The sequence below is a fragment of the Lelliottia nimipressuralis genome, from assembly GCF_004115925.1.
Lineage (GTDB): Bacteria > Pseudomonadota > Gammaproteobacteria > Enterobacterales > Enterobacteriaceae > Enterobacter > Enterobacter nimipressuralis.
Window position 1 is genome coordinate 30,747 of sequence record NZ_SDDX01000023.1, and the last position, 17,965, is coordinate 48,711.

General features: G+C 52.7%; 20 protein-coding genes. 7 read left to right on the forward strand and 13 right to left on the reverse strand.

Translation table 11 applies throughout. The features are described from left to right. Entirely contained in the window at positions 1-351 is a 351-nt protein-coding gene (gene flhD, locus ETG88_RS18635; protein ID WP_187469887.1) for a flagellar transcriptional regulator FlhD, read from the reverse strand. Between the two features lie 796 nt (positions 352-1,147). Between flhD and uspC the strand changes: the two genes are divergently transcribed. Beyond that, positions 1,148-1,573 carry a universal stress protein UspC gene (gene uspC / locus ETG88_RS18640; protein WP_129036085.1) on the forward strand — a complete coding sequence of 142 codons (426 nt, stop codon included), beginning with the start codon at positions 1,148-1,150 and terminating at the stop codon, positions 1,571-1,573. 20 nt (positions 1,574-1,593) lie between these two features. Here the strand turns inward: uspC and otsA are convergent, their stop codons facing one another. The 6 genes from otsA to ETG88_RS18670 form a co-directional block, all read right to left on the reverse strand. Further along, on the reverse strand, positions 1,594-3,018 hold the full coding sequence (gene otsA, locus ETG88_RS18645) for an alpha,alpha-trehalose-phosphate synthase (RefSeq protein ID WP_129036091.1): 1,425 nt from the start codon (positions 3,016-3,018) through the stop codon (positions 1,594-1,596). Then, positions 2,993-3,799, reverse strand: coding sequence for a trehalose-phosphatase (gene otsB / locus ETG88_RS18650; protein ID WP_129036086.1), 807 nt, complete (start codon positions 3,797-3,799; stop codon positions 2,993-2,995). Before otsB ends, otsA begins: the two co-directional genes overlap by 26 nt. 164 nt (positions 3,800-3,963) lie before the next feature. After that, on the reverse strand, positions 3,964-4,947 hold the full coding sequence (gene araH, locus ETG88_RS18655) for an L-arabinose ABC transporter permease AraH (protein WP_181826512.1): 984 nt from the start codon (positions 4,945-4,947) through the stop codon (positions 3,964-3,966). Positions 4,948-4,958: 11 nt separating this feature from the next. Further along, entirely contained in the window at positions 4,959-6,473 is a 1,515-nt protein-coding gene (gene araG, locus ETG88_RS18660) for an L-arabinose ABC transporter ATP-binding protein AraG (RefSeq protein ID WP_123427554.1), read from the reverse strand. 66 nt (positions 6,474-6,539) lie between these two features. After that, positions 6,540-7,529: an arabinose ABC transporter substrate-binding protein AraF gene (gene araF, locus ETG88_RS18665; protein WP_100780856.1), complete on the reverse strand. Its 990-nt coding sequence runs from the start codon at positions 7,527-7,529 to the stop codon at positions 6,540-6,542. Positions 7,530-7,845: 316 nt separating this feature from the next. Further along, positions 7,846-8,403: a DJ-1 family glyoxalase III gene (locus ETG88_RS18670; protein WP_129036087.1), complete on the reverse strand. Its 558-nt coding sequence runs from the start codon at positions 8,401-8,403 to the stop codon at positions 7,846-7,848. Between the two features lie 213 nt (positions 8,404-8,616). Between ETG88_RS18670 and ETG88_RS18675 the strand changes: the two genes are divergently transcribed. Further along, positions 8,617-9,120, forward strand: coding sequence for a non-heme ferritin-like protein (locus ETG88_RS18675; protein WP_107703343.1), 504 nt, complete (start codon positions 8,617-8,619; stop codon positions 9,118-9,120). 148 nt (positions 9,121-9,268) lie between these two features. Further along, positions 9,269-10,612, forward strand: a complete 1,344-nt coding sequence (locus ETG88_RS18680) for an anaerobic C4-dicarboxylate transporter (protein WP_102104005.1) — start codon at positions 9,269-9,271, stop codon at positions 10,610-10,612. A gap of 71 nt (positions 10,613-10,683) precedes the next feature. Here the strand turns inward: ETG88_RS18680 and ETG88_RS18685 are convergent, their stop codons facing one another. Both ETG88_RS18685 and azuC read right to left on the reverse strand, forming a co-directional pair. Next, on the reverse strand, positions 10,684-10,935 hold the full coding sequence (locus tag ETG88_RS18685) for a DUF2766 family protein (protein WP_015959482.1): 252 nt from the start codon (positions 10,933-10,935) through the stop codon (positions 10,684-10,686). Positions 10,936-11,043: 108 nt separating this feature from the next. Beyond that, the gene (gene azuC, locus ETG88_RS18690; protein ID WP_014832437.1) at positions 11,044-11,127 is read right to left on the reverse strand and encodes a stress response protein AzuC; all 84 of its coding nucleotides are present in this window, start codon (positions 11,125-11,127) and stop codon (positions 11,044-11,046) included. Between the two features lie 213 nt (positions 11,128-11,340). On the opposite strand from azuC, the gene ETG88_RS18695 reads away from it, so the two are divergent. Next, complete coding sequence (locus ETG88_RS18695; protein ID WP_129036092.1) at positions 11,341-12,759, forward strand: MFS transporter; 1,419 nt, start codon at positions 11,341-11,343, stop codon at positions 12,757-12,759. Positions 12,760-12,799: 40 nt separating this feature from the next. Here ETG88_RS18695 and ETG88_RS18700 read toward each other — a convergent pair whose 3' ends face one another. After that, positions 12,800-13,438: an RpiB/LacA/LacB family sugar-phosphate isomerase gene (locus tag ETG88_RS18700; RefSeq protein WP_100779736.1), complete on the reverse strand. Its 639-nt coding sequence runs from the start codon at positions 13,436-13,438 to the stop codon at positions 12,800-12,802. 480 nt (positions 13,439-13,918) lie between these two features. Between ETG88_RS18700 and yecR the strand changes: the two genes are divergently transcribed. Continuing rightward, the gene (yecR, locus tag ETG88_RS18705; RefSeq protein ID WP_100779735.1) at positions 13,919-14,254 is read left to right on the forward strand and encodes a YecR family lipoprotein; all 336 of its coding nucleotides are present in this window, start codon (positions 13,919-13,921) and stop codon (positions 14,252-14,254) included. A 206-nt stretch (positions 14,255-14,460) separates the two neighbouring features. Then, positions 14,461-14,958: a non-heme ferritin gene (gene ftnA / locus ETG88_RS18710; protein WP_100779734.1), complete on the forward strand. Its 498-nt coding sequence runs from the start codon at positions 14,461-14,463 to the stop codon at positions 14,956-14,958. Between the two features lie 29 nt (positions 14,959-14,987). On the opposite strand, the gene ETG88_RS18715 is transcribed toward ftnA, so the two are convergent. Continuing rightward, positions 14,988-15,227 (reverse strand): YecH family metal-binding protein, encoded by a 240-nt coding sequence (locus ETG88_RS18715; protein ID WP_129036088.1) that lies wholly within the window; start codon positions 15,225-15,227, stop codon positions 14,988-14,990. A gap of 182 nt (positions 15,228-15,409) precedes the next feature. Here ETG88_RS18715 and tyrP point away from each other — a divergent pair, with 182 nt between their 5' ends. Further along, the gene (gene tyrP, locus ETG88_RS18720) at positions 15,410-16,621 is read left to right on the forward strand and encodes a tyrosine transporter TyrP (protein WP_129036089.1); all 1,212 of its coding nucleotides are present in this window, start codon (positions 15,410-15,412) and stop codon (positions 16,619-16,621) included. Between the two features lie 58 nt (positions 16,622-16,679). Here tyrP and ETG88_RS18725 read toward each other — a convergent pair whose 3' ends face one another. Further along, positions 16,680-17,348: a YecA/YgfB family protein gene (locus tag ETG88_RS18725; RefSeq protein WP_100779731.1), complete on the reverse strand. Its 669-nt coding sequence runs from the start codon at positions 17,346-17,348 to the stop codon at positions 16,680-16,682. 358 nt (positions 17,349-17,706) lie between these two features. Beyond that, a partial coding sequence (locus ETG88_RS22350; RefSeq protein ID WP_206732580.1) for a hypothetical protein occupies positions 17,707-17,965 on the reverse strand: 259 nt, incomplete at its 5' end.

Consider the following 17,965-nt stretch of genomic DNA (forward strand, 5'->3'; position numbering starts at 1 on the left):
TTAAGCCCTTTTCTTGCGGGCCACGTCGTCAGGCTGGCTGATTTCGGTGAGAAGGCGGGTTGAAAGCAAAATCCCGGTGTGGATCTGTTGCAGATCGTCAACGCGTGAATCCTGAGTCAGACGCGTAATGGTCTGATGACTGTCGAAGCGGAACTGACATACCAGCTGATTGGTTTCCGCCAGTTTGACCATCTGAGGGGGAGTTAATCCACCGAGCGTTGTTGCCATTTCTTCGCTGATACCCAGGCGGAACATGGCGGACGGTTTGTCCTGACTAATCAAACGCTGTGCAAGTAATAAGTATGACAAATTGATGTCATAGACGTGTTTAAGCATCTCGGATGTATGCATTTTTCCCATCCAGAATAACCAACTATAATTTTTTATGCGGTAAGACCGCACCCCGTGATGTCGCCGAGAAAACCCCGGTAAAAAAAAAGAAAAGGCGAAAATGCATAGTCGAATTAAGGTTAAACTGGATAAAACGCGCGGTTTTTAAATGGTGATCCCTGACCATTGCGTCTTATCATTACTTACAAATAACTAAGATTTTTCCTAATTCGAGGCAACTCTACTCGTCCGTTTTGCCACATACAATGCAGCCCCGCCCAAATTTTAAAAAAAAATGTGATCTACGTCACAAAAATTGAGCGATAAACAGGGATTAATCCATCAGCGTGACTTGTAAGTTGGTTGATTTTTAGCCAAATGAGGCTCTTTTCTATTCTGAATGGACGAATACTCATGCAGTGGCTTATCCGACCAGCTCACTCCTCGTCAGAGAGCATTATCCTTAATGATCTTTTGCTTAACATATTAAGCCATAGTCAGTAACACATCATTAATTTCATTTAAAATCATGGAGTTATAAAATTAAAAAATGTAACAAATTTCCGTTCGTGACGATAACTTGCTGGTCAAAAACGGCGGATATCTGATGACGGGTTCAATATTAAAAAGGGGATGTTTTGGTTAAGTAACGCTTTTACGTTGATAAGCTCGGTTATGACACTATTCGTTTTATAAGAATAATTAATGAATAATTATGATAAGCGTCACACCAATGTCGTATTGCCCTCTTGCGAAGCGGTACGAATCGCGCTAATGGTGATGAATCCTCTGTCTCTGGACATCAAAGGAGTGAGCGATGAGTTACTCACACATTCTGGTATGCGTTGCTGTTACCCCGGAAAGCCATCAGCTGCTGGCGCGAGCGGTCTCTATCGCCCGCCCGCTCAATGCGCGGATTAGTCTGGTTACGCTGGCGGCCGAGCCGGAAATGTATAATCAGCTGGCGGCACCGATGCTGGAAGATATTCGTGGGCTGTTGCAGGAAGAGACGCAGCATTTTTTGCAGGAGCTGGAGGATAAAGCCCAGTATCCTATCGCGCGGACCTTTATCGCCACCGGCGAACTGAGCGAACATATTCTGGATATTTGCCGCAAAGAGCAGGCTGATTTGGTGATCTGCGGTAACCATAACCACAGCTTCTTCTCACGCGCCGCCTGCTCCGCCAAAGCGATTGTCAGCTCAAGTCAGGTGGACGTGCTGCTGGTTCCCCTCGGCAATTGATGCCGCCGAGGGGGGACTCGTTAAGCCAGTTTAGGGAAGGTTGCGACCTTTTTTTGCAGATTGCTCTCCCGGCTACGGGGAGTGATCCGCTCAAGATCGCGAATAAAATGCTCCTGCCAGTGATTAATATCGTTCTCGCGAATCACTTTCATCATCTCCGCATGGCGCGAGATACGCTCAGTGAGCGGCATGGTCAGCGCCCTGTCGAGGGCATTTGCCACATCATCGCTGTCGTAGGGATTGACGATCAGCGCCGAAGTCAGCTCGTTCGCCGCCCCCGCAAACTGTGAAAGCACCAGCACGCCAGGGTCATTTGGGTCCTGCGCGGCGACATACTCTTTCGCCACCAGGTTCATCCCGTCGCGCAGAGGCGTTACCAGCCCCACTTCCGCATAGCGGAACACCTTCATCAGAATTTTGCGCTCAAAATGCTGGTTGAGATAATAAAGCGGCGTCCAGCCCAACTGCCCGTAGCGACCGTTAATGCGCCCGGCCTCGGTTTCCAGCTGATGCCGTATATCCTGATAGGCCTGCACCTCACCACGTGAGGTCGGGGCAATCTGCGTATAACGGATTTTACCGTGATGCTGCGGGAATTTTTCCAGCAGTCTCTCATAGGCCTGGAAGCGTTCCGGCAACCCTTTCGAGTAATCCAGACGCTCCACGGAGAAGATGTTTTTGACGTTTTTCAGCTCGCTTTTGAGCTGCGCCAGTTTCGGCGGCAGCGGGCCAGAGGCGTCAGCGGCGATTTCATCAGGTTCAATACCGATAGGATAGACTTCGGTCTCGAAAGTCTTGCCCCACGCGGTATGAGACTTGCCGCTGCGGGTGGTCACGCGCGTTTTACCGGAGACGCTATCGAGAAACGCCACGCGGTCGTTTTCCGTCTGGAAGCCAAGCAGATCGTAATCGCACAGCCCTTCCAGCAGCTCTTCATGCGGCGGCAACGCGGTGAAAATCTCCGGCGTCGGGAACGGGATGTGCAGGAAGAAGCCGATCCGGTTATTCACCCCACGTTTGCGCAGCTCGCTGGCGAACGGAATCAGATGATAATCGTGGATCCATAAAATATCGTCTTCCTCGATTAACGGCAGCAGTTTATCCGCCAGCAGCGCATTGACACGTGTGTACCCTTCCCACGAATCGCGCTCAAATTTAACCAGGTCCAGACGATAGTGAAACGCCGGCCACAGCACGGCATTCGAGAACTGCGAGTAATATTCTTCGTAGTCCTTCTCACCCAGATTAAACGATGCCCACGTGATGTTGCCCCGTGTCACCTTTTTTAGCGGCTGGTCTTCATTACCGACGTCACCGCTCCAGCCAAACCACAAACCGCCAGCTGTTTTTAAGGCACCCAAAATCCCTACCGCCAGACCACCCGCGCTGGATTTTTTATCGTCCGGTGGCGCAATTCGGTTAGAGACTACGACTAAGCGACCCATCATGTTTTCTCCTGTTGTTATGCGCTATTTTTTCTTCTTGTTGCTGGTTAGCGACTTCGGTGACCCATTGCCATACGCTGGCGACATTCGCCAGTCGCCATTCGGCGCAGGTTTCACCCTGTCCGACTTTAATTGATACCCCTCCGGCCTGATTGACGGCGCTAAAACCGCTTTCGTCCGTCAGGTCGTCGCCGATAAACACCGGCGTTCTGCCTGCAAAAGGCGCCTCGGTCATGAAGGCCTTGATCGCCTCTCCTTTATTAATGCCCCTTGGTTTTATCTCCACCACACATTTGCCCGGCTGCAGCGCAAGCTGAGGGTGTGCCGCGACGATGGAGGTTGCCAGCGCCGTGATGGCAGCTTCGTGCTGCGGCCCCTGACGATAGTGCAGCGCAAAGGCCATCCCTTTCGCTTCCAGCTCCGTTCCCGGCAGATGCTCTAGCGCCGCGGTCAGTTGTACCGTGAGCGACTGAATCAGTGAATCGGGAAGAGAGACGATATGCGCGTTGCCATGGATGTCGCGGCGCTCCGCTCCGTGCACACCGGCAAGCGGAAAGCGGTAAGGCCTGGCAAGCTGATCCAGCTCGGCCATTGAGCGCCCTGATATCAATGCCAGTGCCCCATGATTGTTGCTGGAGAGCTGATGTAACACCCGGAGAATATCGGCAGGTATCACCACCTGATCGGGGTGCGGTTTGATGTCGGCGAGAGTCCCGTCGAGATCGAAAAAGAATGCGAATTCTCCGGTCAGTGCAGGCGGTACGTTTAACGAGTCTGCCACCCTTATCCTCCTTACGGTTTTCGAGATGTCAGACATTTAACATCTCAGTAGCCATGTAAGTATAGACAGTGTGACGCTGCTCGCCATTTAGCAAACCGCCTGCCAGCATTGCTGGCAGGCGGCAGGGAGGTAGGACTAGACTTAAAAGTTGGGCCAGATTTTGCTCAAACGGTGCGCTTCGCTTTTTGCTTGTAACGGTCGAAGATCACTGCTGCCAGCAGGATTAGGCCACGTACGACGTACTGCGAGAAGGGGGAAATATTCAGCAGGTTCATGGCGTTCTCAACGGTGCCGAGGATAAGGATACCGGCCACCACATATGAGATTTTTCCGATGCCGCCTTTTAGCGAAACCCCACCCAATACGCAGGCAGAAATCACAATCAGCTCATAGCCAATCGAGGTCATCGGCTGGCCGCTGGTCATACGCGATGCCAGAATAATCCCCGCCGCCGCCGACACCAGACCGGAGAGCACAAAGATAATAATTTTGGTACGCACCACCGGGACACCGGCCAGGCGCGCAGCCTCTTCATTCCCGCCGATCGCCAGCGTATTGCGGCCAAAGGTGGTTCTGTTGAGCAGGAAGCCAAATATAATCAGACAGCCCACCGTCAGCCAGATAGGCGCTGGCAGACCCAGCCAGTTGGCGTAGCCGAGGGTAAAGAAGCGCTCGTCTTCAATCCCCACCGCTTTCCCGTCAGAGATAATATAGGCCAGGCCGCGCACAATTTGCATGGTGGCAAGCGTGGTGATCAGGGCGTTGATCTTCAGGCGGGCAATGACAAAACCATTCACCAGCCCGCTGAGCACACCCAGCATCAGCCCGGCAAAAACCCCTATCCACAGGCTTTCCGTCAGGTTGATCACCACCGCCGCCGTCACACCTGCACAGGCGATGACCGACGCAACGGAGAGGTCGAAATCGCCGGACGCCAGACAGAACAGCATTCCGCAGGCGACCATACCGGACATGGAGATCGCCAGCCCCAGCCCTTTCATGTTGACGAAACTGGCGAAATTCGGCACGAAGATCGCACAGCCCAGGAACAGGACGGCAAAGACCACCAGCATGCCGTATTGATCCCAGATGCGCCCCAGGCTAAAAGCCGATTTCGGTGCGCGAGAGGTAGTTACAGAGGACATCATTTACTCCTTGCTCAGGCGACAGCCTGGCTGACTTTAGGCATGGCGAGGCTCAACGCCTGTTGTTCATTCGCCTGTTCATGTAGCAATTCACCGGCGATATCCCCTTCGCGCATCACGATGATGCGGTCGGCAACGCCCAGCACTTCGGGCAGATCGCTGGAGGCGAACAACACCGCCACGCCGCGTTTTGCCAGCTCATAGATGACGTTATAGATTTCGTGCTTGGCCCCGACGTCGATGCCGCGCGTCGGTTCATCCAGCAAAATGACTTTCATCTCTTCCGACAGCCAGCGGCCCAGAATGGCCTTTTGCTGGTTCCCGCCGGAGAGATTCATAATGAGCTGTTCAGCACCGGGGGTTTTAATATTCAGGGAGCGAATATGGTAATCGGCGTTAATGTTTTCCCAGCTGTCGTTGATCAGGCATCCGGCACGAATGAATTTTCGGCGTGCCGAAATGTTAATGTTGTCACGCACAGAGTGGACCGGAATAATCCCGTCGGCTTTACGATCTTCAGGACAGAGCATCATCCCCGCGCGGATCGCGTGAGCCGGTTTCTGGATATCCACCGGCTGACCGTCGATATATACCTGGCCTGCGGTGATCCGCGTGCCGCCGAACAGCCCTTTCATCAGCTCGCTGCGCCCTGCTCCCACTAGCCCGAACAGACCGACGATTTCGCCGCTGCGCACCGACAGGGAGATGGGCGTCCGCACGCCTGGCGCTTTGACGCTCTCCAGACGCAAACGCTCGGCAGCGTATTCTCGCGGTTGCCAATGATAGATATCCCCCAGCTCACGTCCGACCATCGCCTGCACCAGCTGGTCATGATTGACCTGCTGCATATCGGTGAAGGTGCGCACGTAGCGGCCATCTTTGAACACGGTGATGGCGTCGCTAAGGGCAAAAATCTCTTCCATACGGTGCGAAACATATAAAATGATGCGCCCTTCTTTGCGCAGCTCGCGGATCACCCGGAACAGGTTGTCGATCTCACGCGCCGAGAGCGAACTTGTCGGCTCATCAAAGGCGATAATTTTTGCGTTGCGCGCGAGCGCCTTGGCAATTTCCACCATCTGCCATTGGCCTATTGACAGATATTTCAGCGGCGTTTGCGGATCGATATCCAGCCCGAGATGCTGCAGCTGCAGTCCGGCTTCATAATTGAGGAGCGAGCGATTGACGATCCCGCTCTTGTGAGGCAATTGTCCCAGATAGATGTTTTCCGCCACCGTCATTTCAGGTACCAGATGCAGCTCCTGATAAATGATAGCGACGCCAGCATTCAGCGCCGCCGTGGTATCGGCAAACGCCATCTCTTCGCCGCGAATCGCCAGCGTGCCGGTCGTCGGGGCGTAGTTTCCGCTGAGGATTTTTAGCAGCGTGGATTTCCCTGCGCCATTCTCCCCCATCAGGGCGTGGACCTGACCGGGATAGCAGTCGAAACTGATATCGGTCAGCGCGTTTACACCGGGGAACGTTTTCCCGATGCCGCGAAAAGAGAGATACGGGTCAGACTGTTGCATAACGTCTCCGTGATTCGAGTAGTGTACGTCTGGCCCCTCCGCATCGAGGGGCGCAATCACAACAAATTACTTACCGCCCAGCCCTTTTTTCGCCAGTTCCTCTTTGAAGTTGTCGCGGGTGATCAGCACCACGTCCGTCACCTCGGTGAACTTCGGAGGCTCAGCGTCTTTCGTCACCCAGTTATAGAGCATTTCGCTGGATTTATAGCCATGCACATCCGGGCTTGGCAGCAGCGAGCCGTAGAAGCCGGTCGCCTGCGCTTTAGACAGCTCGCTCACCGCATCCACGCCATTAATGCCGACGCCGATGACATCCGCCGCTTTAAAGCCCTGACCTTCTGTCGCGCGCACGCCGCCCAGCACGGTGTTGTCGTTCATGCCGACCACCAGCCAGTGTTTAACTTCAGGGTGCTGCACCAGCATGGAGTTTGCGGCGTCGAAGGCGCCTGGAATATCGTTCGATTTCGTCGGGACTTTATAGATCTGTTTTTCCGGGAACCCGGCCGCTTTCAGCGCGTCCATCGAACCGGACGTACGGCGACGCGCGGTATCGAGTTCATCTGCGGTGATCGCCATAACGGCTGTTTCTTTCACATCCCAGCCGCGTTTTTGCATCTCTTTATAAAGTTCCTGGCCCTGACGCTCACCAATTTTGGTGGCCGCCATCATTACCAGCGGAACGGTATCCATTGGTTTGCCTTTGGCGTTGACGAACTGATCGTCAACCGCAATCACCTTCATGCCGTAACCCCGCGCTTTTGCCACAATGGCCGAACCGAGTTTCGGATCTGGCGTACAAATGACAAAACCTTTCGCGCCGCTGGCCGCCAGGCTGTCGATGGCGTTCAGTGTTTTTTCACCATCGGGTACGGCAATTTTGATGACATCAAAGCCGAGATCTTTCCCGGCTTTATCCGCAAATTTCCATTCGGTCTGGAACCAGGGTTCTTCAGGCTGTTTCACCAGAAAACCGAGCTTTAAATTCTCTGCCATAGCGGATTGTGACATAACGGCAGCCAGGCCGATGGCCGCCAGCGTTTTAGTAAATTTGTGCATGGTTAACTCCAGCATTAGCATTCTTTTATGTAGGGTATAGTGTCGTGCTTTTTATTTAATCGGACGTAAAACAAGGTATTAGCGCTCACCCTTGAATAAGTGATGGTGCTGGAGATAGTTTTAGCGGGAAATTAATCATCCATAAGAGAGCGGCATCACACCGCAGAATTACAGTAATTGCGTACATATATTCAGCGATAAATGACATAAAAAAGGCGGGTATTGTCGGACAAATTGGAGGGGATTAAGCAGAATTATCCATAAGGTCAGCTAAGACGTCCCTGTAATACGGACGCCGTAGCGTCCGCGTAAGAATTTACCAGGCGTAGTAAATATGATCCGCGTGATCGCGAACCGGTGCTTCGTCTCCCAGTAAACGGGCGGCCAGGGTCAGGGCAAAATCAAACGCGTGGCCGAGGCCTTTGCCGCTGAGGAGATTCTGATCCTCTACTACCGGCGCATCGACGTATTCCCCGTCGTTGACCGTTTCCCATAAATCGCCTGAGCAGACATAGCGACGCCCTTTCAGCAGGCCGTTGCCGCCCAACACGCGCGCCGCGGCAGAGCAGATTGGGCAGATCAATTTGCCCGCGTCGTCATGTGCCTTAACAAAACGAACCACTTCCTGGCTGGCAGCCAGATTCATGCTGCCCTGTGGCCCGCCCGGCAGTACCACTGCGTCGTACAGCGTATCGGCGCGCTCGGAGAGCGTCCTGTCTGCCACCATCGGGATGTTGTGATAACTCACCACCGCGCGCGACTCCGCGCAGGCCAGCGTTTCGACGTCAATGTGCATACGACGCAAGATATCAATCGTGATAATTGCTTCCGCTTCTTCAAATCCTGGTGCCAACAATACCGCCACTCTGGCCATTTTGATCCTCATAAATGAAATAGATAAAACATCGTTTCATTTTACAAGAAGTCATCCGTCAAACCTGTGCGTGGATCACAGTTCATTCTTTTTACAAATTACGGGCATTATTCCTAATTGCATGACGGGAAATGAAAAGTGGGTCACATAACGACGGTACTGAACGGCTTTATTCTGTTGTTAATCATCCCTCCTCTAAATAAGGATATTATAATGACAACTTCAGGAATGATTCAGAAACTCAACACCCAGATGAACCTCGAGTTCAACGCCTCCAATCTCTATTTGCAGTTGAGCGACTGGTGTTCAGAGCACAGCCTCAACGGAACCGCCACCTTTCTGCGCACCCAGGCGCAATGCAATATCACCCACATGATGCGGGTCTTTGACTATATGAAACAGGCCGGGGCTAACCCGATTGTCAAAGCGCGTGTGATCTCCGATGACGCCTGTTCATCGCTGGAAGAGATATTCCAGAAAACCCTCGACGAGTACGAGCAGCGTTGCACCATGCTGAAAACGCTCGCCGGAGAGGCCAAAGCGCTGAATGATGACACCACGCTCGATTTCTTGCGTGATATGAGAAAAGAACAGCAGCAGGATGGGCTATTGCTGAAAACCATTCTGGATGAGGTGCGCAGCGCGAAGCGTGCCGGGCTGTGTATGACGCAGACTGATCAGCATCTGCTTAATCTGGTGAACTGTCAGCGCCACTGATGCCCGGCTAGTTATCCACAATTGTTAAATAATAGTTACCAAGTAACTGCTTTTATTGAAATTTAACAAATCAGATCTGGCTCCCAGCCAATAACCTTACAAAGTGAAATGATTTATTTCATTTCACTTTGATTGACGAGGGAGCTTCATGATCACCATCGAGTTTATTGTCATTATCCTCTGCCTGCTGGTAGGAACGCGGTTCGGCGGGATGGGCCTTGGGCTGATAAGCGGTATCGGTCTTTTCATTTTAAGTTTTGTGTTTGGCCTCCAGCCCGGTAAACCGCCGGTGGACGTCATGCTGACGATCCTTGCCGTGATCGGCTGCGCGGCGACCCTGCAGACCGCGGGTGGCCTGAATGTCATGATGCAGTTTGCCGAGCGCCTGCTGAGAAAACATCCGCAGCACATCACCCTCCTCGCTCCCTTTACCACCTGGATGCTGACGTTTCTCTGCGGGACCGGTCATGTGGTGTACACCATGTTTCCGATTATCGCCGACATCGCGCTAAAAAAAGGTATTCGCCCGGAACGCCCAATGGCCGTTGCTTCTGTTGCCTCGCAGATGGCGATTACGGCGTCCCCGGTCTCTGTTGCCGTGGTATCACTGGTGTCAATTATTGGCGCCCAGCACGGTATCGGTCAGGCGTGGGGGATCCTCGAGATTCTGGCCGTCTCCGTACCCGCTTCGCTGTTTGGGGTGATGATTGCCGCGCTCTGGAGCCTGCGTCGCGGAAAAGATCTGGCTGACGACGCGGAATTCCAGGAAAAACTCAGCGACCCGAAACAGCGCGAATTTATCTATGGCAGCACCGAAACGCTGATGAACCAGCGCTTTCCGAAACAGGCGTACTGGTCGACGTGGATTTTCTTCGCCGGCATTGCTGTCGTGGTGCTGCTGGGGGCGTTGCCCGAACTGCGTCCTGCCTTTGAAATCAAAGGCAAAATGACAGCGCTTTCCATGAATCTCGTCATCCAGATGATGATGCTGATTGCCGGTGCCGTGATGCTGATTGCCTGTAAGGTTAACGCCTCTGCCATTTCGAACGGCGCGGTGTTTAAGGCCGGGATGGTGGCGATTTTCTCGGTCTTCGGGGTTGCGTGGATGAGCGATACCTTCTTCCAGGCGCACCTCGACGAGCTGAAAATGGCACTCGAAGGTGTAGTAAAAAGCCATCCGTGGACTTACGCCATCGTGTTGTTTCTGGTCTCCAAACTGGTAAACAGCCAGGCCGCAGCACTGACCGCCGTCGCACCGATGGGCCTGATGCTGGGCATTGAGCCAAAAATGCTGATTGCTTTCTTCCCGGCCTCCTACGGTTACTTCGTGCTGCCCACCTACCCGAGCGACCTGGCCTGTATCGGTTTCGACCGCTCCGGTACCACCCGAATTGGCAAATTCATCATCAACCACAGCTTTATTCTGCCGGGGCTTATCGGCGTCAGCTGTGCCTGTGCCGCCAGCTATCTGCTGGTGCAGACCTTCTTCTGAACGTCAAAAGGGCGACATTGCTGTCGCCCTTTCGCATAAACTTGTTTCTAAATTCAAAACATCGGTTTATTTTAGTGTGACTCACCCTGCGGTGTGAACTTGAGTTCGATAAGCGCGATGGCTTTTTGAATGGCGCGAAGCGTAACGGGGTCCGCCGCAGCAGGATGGCTGGTGAAATCGATGTTTTTCAGTTGGGTAGACATTTTTTCACGCACTTCAATCGGCGCGATAATGTCTAACACATCCAGGATTTGTTTGATGACCAACTGGCATGCGACGACGTCAGATACCAGTTCCTGATCGGCGCTCAGATTTTGAGACATAGGAAGCTCCTTACATAAAGAGCGCCATAGTAGCAAAACGATAGCCCTTTCATCTTCCCTCTCGTCGAGCGCAGGCATAAAAAAACCTGCCGAAGCAGGTTTTTTACATCAGAACATTGCGCCTGGCGGTACGTCTTTAAACGTATTGCAGTAGTTAGCCCACATGCTTTTCAGGATTTTGCGCAGTTTCATTTGATGCTCCGGTAATGTGTTATGCAGGTGTTATTGTCTATGCGCATATAATATGACCAGCGTCACAAAAATCAATGATTATGTGACGCAAATCACGGTTACAAAATCAGCAATGCTGCGGGATTGTTACAAAAATCCATGACAAATCCGCAGCTTAGAAATCGATAAGTTCCAGTAAATTTTTATAAATTTTTTTGATATGGCAGGGTAATGATGACTGACAACATCACCGGAAAGGAGAACCGCGGGCTGTCGCCAGCGGCACTGCTGGTTGCCGGGGCGTTCTTTATGGAGTTTCTCGACGGAACCGTGATTGCCACCGCGCTTCCCGATATGGCGAAAAGCTTTGGCGTACAGGCCGTGGATTTGAATATCGGCATCAGCGCCTATCTGATCACGCTGGCAGTCTTGATCCCCGCCAGCGGCTGGATCGCCGACCGCTTTGGCGCACGCAAAGTGTTTGCCGTGGCGCTGGCGATCTTCACCCTCGCCTCCATCTTTTGCGGACTATCCACTACGGTGGATCAGTTTGTCGCCATGCGCGTGCTGCAGGGCATGGGCGGTGCGCTGATGGTCCCGGTCGGGCGGCTGGCGGTCTTGCGCACGACGCCTAAACATCAGCTGATCACCGCTATCGCCACCCTCACCTGGCCCGCACTGGTGGCACCCATTATCGGGCCGCCCCTCGGCGGCTTTATTACCAGCTACGCCGGCTGGCGCTGGATCTTCTTTATTAATGTACCCCTCGGGATCGTGGCGATTATTCTGGCGCTACGCATCATTCCCGATCTGCACGACGATGAACGTCGTCCCTTCGATACGCCCGGCTTTATCGCCACCACGATTGCGATGGTGAGCCTGGTGTATGCCATGGAGTCGATGGGTGCGCAGCATTCACAAGGGGTGCTCACCCTGGCACTTTTGGTTGTGGGGGCGGTCACGCTTATCTACGCCCTGCGCCATTTTCAGCGCGCCCAGTGGCCGATGATTCGCCTCGACGCCATGCAGGTTCCGACGTTTCGTGTAACGATGTACGGCGGCTCACTGTTTCGCGCCTCCATAAGCGCGGTTCCTTTCCTGCTTCCCCTGATGTTCCAGGTAGGCTTTGGGATGGATGCTTTTCACTCTGGCCTGCTGGTGCTGGCTGTGTTTGTCGGTAATCTGACGATTAAACCTGCCACCACGCCGCTGATCCGTCGCCTGGGTTTCCGAAAACTGCTGCTGATAAATGGAGCGCTAAACGTATTGTCCCTGCTGGCCTGCGCGTTTATCTCACCACAGACGCCGGTCTGGCTGATTATGTTGATCCTTTATCTGGGCGGGGTGTTCCGTTCGATTCAGTTTACGGCGGTCAGTACGCTGGCCTTTGCGGATGTACCATCGGCACAAATGAGCTACGCCAATACGCTGTTTTCCACAGCGACGCAGCTGGCGGTCGGGCTTGGGATCACTCTCGGGGCGATTGGAATCCGGATTGGCGAGAAAATGGGCGATTTGCTGAACATGACAAGCGTGCCGGGGATCAGCTTTCGTCTGGCCTTTGTCGCCATCGCGCTGATTTGCCTGGTGGGGATGGTGGATACTCTGCGGCTGACGAAAGATGCAGGGAGCGCGGTGTCGAACAAGGCATAAAAAAAGCCAGCATGGCTGGCTTTTCATTCAGATAGCCGTTTTAGCCTACGATACCGCGAACAAATGCTTCGATCTCTTTGTCCTGGCAGTTTTCGAAGAAGCACTGCTGGAAGCGCTGACCGGAAACGGCGGTTTTCACCAGCTCAGGATCGATTGCACGCAGGGTATCCAGATAGTTCTCTTTCACTACGGCGGCTTTCACCTGGTTCAGAATACCGGCGTTACGCACCTGTGGCTCTTTACGCTCTGGCGGATACCCTTCGCCTTTGCGGCCAGTAAACGCTTTTTCGAAGATAAAGCGCACGTTCAGCTCAGCACCCCAGCCGAAGCCTTTGGCGAATGGCAGAGAGAGCGCGTTACCGTTGTTGATCTGCGCAAACAGAAACGCATCTGCCGGGTCGATACAGTAACCGCAAATCACGCCCGGGTGGATGTTCAGCGACATCAGCGCGCCCTGGCCTGTCCCGCAACCGGTGACTACAAAGTCCACCGCCTTAGAATTTAACAGGATGCTGGCCATGATACCCAGGTGGATGTAAGTCAAATGGTGATCGTTCTCGTCACTCATCCCGACGTTGTAGACCGGGAAACCTTTCTCATCAACGACGGTTTTCAATTCGTTGAGGATAGTGGCGTTTTTGCCAGCCTGGCTGTTTTCCATCATCAGTGCAATTTTCATTCTTCATCTCCTGAATACGTTGCGGGTGTTGCCGCCAAAGATAGCGAATCCAGACAACCTTACTATCTAACAAACGCACTTTCAAATTAACTGAAAAAATGTTTTAAAAAACGAAAGCCGCTTCACATAATCAGGCAATACAGAAGAAATGAGATGCGGTTGCTCAATGTTCAGAAATACCTACTCACCAATCCAGCCGTTGGCTAGACTGCTTTTGAAAGACAGTAAAAAACCTTTAAGGAACACCCGTCCTGTGAGGAGCTGCCGGCCGCCTCGCATCCCTTTTGTGGATATTTTCCCGGGCCAGAGCCGCATTTGCCCCGTGCCGCCAGCATCACTGGGGTTTTGCATAATCTTCGACAGGCTATCCCACCAAATCATGTCGTTGAAAAGAGAGAGGGAAATTCGTCCGGCTATTCGCGGCATTGACCGTTCTGGCAGGCGGTAAAATAGCGTGTTTACATTGAATCAGAGCGAAATATGAAGAGATTATTCGTTGCCGGTTTATTTCTGCTCCTCGCGGGCTGCACGGTCACTCGTCAGGCGCAGGTGAGTAACGCCGATGCGCCAGGCGGCGTCGTCCGGCTGGATTACGGCCAGGCGATTTTCCAGAATGCCCGTTACGATGACTATGTCACCAACGGGACGGCCACGCGCGAGTGCCAGAGCATGGGCTTCGCGACCGCCTCTTTCTATGGTCAGCCGATAAAAACCTGCAGCCTGTTCAGCGGGTCGGTTTGCCTCAACCAGACCGTCACTATCCAGTACAAATGCATGGGCTATGCGGTAAATCCCGCAGCGACGCAAACCTGGTAATATTAATAGTGCTGCCAGTTTTCCCCTGGCAGTCTATTTAATACGAAGCGAAACCATTCTCATTAATATATAAACAACTGCCAATGCGTTTTATTCCCATTCGTATTTTGAATAATTAATCTTTTATTTTACCTTTTGCAAATAATTAAATAACAAATTATAGTGACGCCCTGACTGACTAATAAATAATTCCATGGAGCTGCACTATGCTGAAAACTGAAATGATCGATAAGCTCAACGAACAAATGAACCTCGAGCTTTTTTCATCCCTGCTTTATCAACAAATGAGTGCCTGGTGCAGCTACCACAGCTTTGAAGGCGCGGCCGCGTTTCTGCGTCGCCACGCCCAGGAAGAGATGACGCACATGCAGCGTCTGTTCGATTATCTCGCTGACACCGGCAGCCTGCCACGCATTAATCCAGTGGCGTCTCCGTTCGCTGAGTATGCGTCACTGGACGAACTGTTCCGCGCCACTTACGAACACGAGCAACTGATCACCCAGAAAATTAACGAACTGACTCATGCGGCGATGATTGGCCAGGATTATCCGACCTTTAATTTCCTGCAGTGGTATGTTGCAGAACAGCACGAAGAAGAGAAACTGTTTAAATCCGTACTCGATAAATTATCGCTGGCGGGTAAATCAGGCGAAGGTTTGTACTTTATTGATAAAGAGCTGTCGACTCTCGACACGCAGAAATAAAGTTTCGGGAGCCTTCTGGCTCCCCTTTTTTAATGGCGACAGATTTTACTTACGTGCGTTGAAAACCCCTCGTCTGCCGGAATAAATTTCCCCCGCGCCGCCAGAAATGCCACCAGCTCCGCCGCCGTCATATTCTCTGCCGAGCAAGTATGAAAACGCGCATTATTGCCAAAGCGGGAATAAATCGCCTGAACCAGGCTTTGCTCCGTGTACTGCTCACCCGACTCAATCATCATATTGAGCACATCATGTCCGTGAATCGATGTCATAACCCCTCCAAATCAAAGCCACAGACTAAACAGGTTTGCGCCCTGCTGCCTTGCGCTGGCACAGGTTTGTAACTGTAAAAATATGATTACACCGGTTGTAACGGTGATTTGACGAGTAACGAGTTTTGTCTTACTCTGCGCCGCAGATTAGGTTGCGATAAGCGGTTGTGGTAGAGGAAAGCGTGAAGAACAGAACTCTGGGAAGTATTTTTATCGTCGCTGGCACGACGATTGGCGCAGGAATGCTGGCGATGCCTTTGGCCGCTGCGGGCGTTGGATTTAGCGTCACGCTGGTGCTTCTGGCCTGCCTGTGGGCGCTGATGTGCTATACCGCATTACTGCTGCTTGAGGTGTATCAGCACGTTCCTGCCGATACGGGCCTTGGCTCACTGGCCGCCCGCTATCTTGGCCGCTACGGTCAGTGGATTACGGGATTTAGCATGATGTTCCTGATGTATGCCCTGACAGCGGCCTACATGAGCGGCGCAGGCGAGCTGATCGCGTCAAGCGTCAACGACTGGTTTGGCTCTGCTATTTCTCCGGCGACCGGCGTGATCTTCTTTACGCTGATTGGCGGGGGCGTGGTATGCGTGGGAACGTCGCTGGTCGATCTGTTTAACCGCTTTCTCTTCAGCGCCAAGATTGTTTTCCTGGTAGTCATGCTGGCGCTGCTGGCTCCGCACGTTCACAAAGTGAATTTGCTCACCCTGCCACTGCAACAGGGGCTGGCGCTTTCTGCCATTCCGGTGATTTTCACCTCGTTCGGCTTCCACGGCAGCGTGCCGAGTATCGTCAGCTATATGAATGGCGATATTCGTAAACTGCGCCGCGTGTTCATTATCGGCAGCGCGATCCCCCTCATTGCCTATATCTTCTGGCAACTGGTGACTCTGGGCAGCATTGATTCGTCTACGTTTATTGGCTTAATGGCCGATCATTCCGGTCTGAACGGATTCTTGCAGGCGCTGCGTGAAGTGGTGGCTTCGCCGCACGTTGAGCTGGCAGTGCATCTGTTTGCCGATCTGGCGCTGGCGACCTCTTTCCTCGGCGTCGCCCTCGGGCTATTCGACTATCTGGCGGATCTGTTCCAGCGCAAACGCTCCGTCAGCGGACGCATCCAGACGGGCCTGATTACCTTCCTTCCGCCGCTGGCCTTCGCACTGTTCTATCCGCGTGGGTTTGTGATGGCGCTGGGCTACGCGGGTGTAGCGCTGGCCGTTTTGGCTCTTTTGCTCCCTTCCCTGCTGGCGTGGAAAAGCCGTCAGCAGCACCCTGATTCGGGTTACCGGGTGTGGGGCGGAAAACCGCTGTTAGGGCTGGTATTTATCTGTGGGATTGTGGTGATTCTGGTGCAGTTTTCGATTGCTGCGGGGCTGTTGCCGGAGGTGGGATAAACTGACGAGTTGCAGGCTCCCGGCGGTAATTAAAGGGCTCATTGCGAGCCCTTTTTTATTAATGCAAACAGCAGCTTTTAAATTTCTTCCCGCTTCCGCACGGGCACGGATCGTTGCGCCCTACTTTGGTTCCGTTGACGATCGGCTTTTTGGCCTCCGGCTGCTGTGGATTCGCCAGCCAGTAGTTATATAGACGAATCGCCGCCGGACGGATGCTGTCCACGCTCGCCTGATACTCCTCTTCCGTCATGGCTTCAACGCGATCGACGTTCTCTTCCGAGCCATGTAGAGCGATCACCGCCAGATCGGGTTTCAGCTCTTCCGGCAAGGTAGACCAGTCGGTCAGAGCCATTCCACGCATGTAGCCGTAACACCACTCTTCCACCACGGTATAGGTGGTCCCCTCGACATCGTTCTCGCCAAAGACTGGCTCAAACTGGTCGGGATAGTCGCTCAGGCGCTCGGCGATGTCGTTCATATGCTTAAAGCAGAGATCGATAAAACGGTGCATTTCACGATCGTTTTTCCAACGCGGGATGTGTTTTTCACCGCCCCAGATCGCCACCAGCCAGGTGTCGGGTTCCACCACAAGAGGACCGGACAGCACTGCGGTTAGCATGCCGTCGAGTTCGGAAACGTCAAGCACAGACGCATCGTCATGACCGTGAGAGATTAATGTCTCTTCCAGCCACTCCATTTCGTTTTCATTTAATGGGCCTTCAGTCATTACTGATACTCCTGAAAAAAAGAAAAGGAGCTTACCACACTTCGGGCGAGGACTCTTTAAATGCCGGTGCCTGGCGGGCAGAACACAGAGCCAGTAAGTGCGTTATGCACTTGGTGAGATGCAGGCTTTGAGCACAACATGCCAGACTCTGCCCCCGAAATGCTGCGGTGAAATTATCCGGTCCCCCTATAAAACTGCCGATGAATATTATGCCTGCGCATTAAAGAATGGAGGACGGATGATTGAAGCAGAGAGTATTTGTTTAGAGGTTATAAATTACAAATGCTAAACCATTATTTAACCATGACTTAAATATACGTTTTTGCGGGGTTCTAACCAGAGAAGGTCCTTTGTTTCTTCACTCTATTTTCATGCTCAAACCTTCCCCGCTCTTTAAGTACTTTTTAGCCCGGAGTCGTACACGGATTTTTTTCTCATGCTGTATATCTCCGAGCATATTTCGGCTCACCAGCCAGAATGAAAATAGGGCAAGTAAGAAGCGTGAAGATGGCGAGGGACAAAAACAAAAAAACCACCCGAGGGTGGTTTCACGACACTGCTTATTGCTTTGATTATTCTTGGCTTTCCCATGGTACCCGGAGCGAGACTTGAACTCG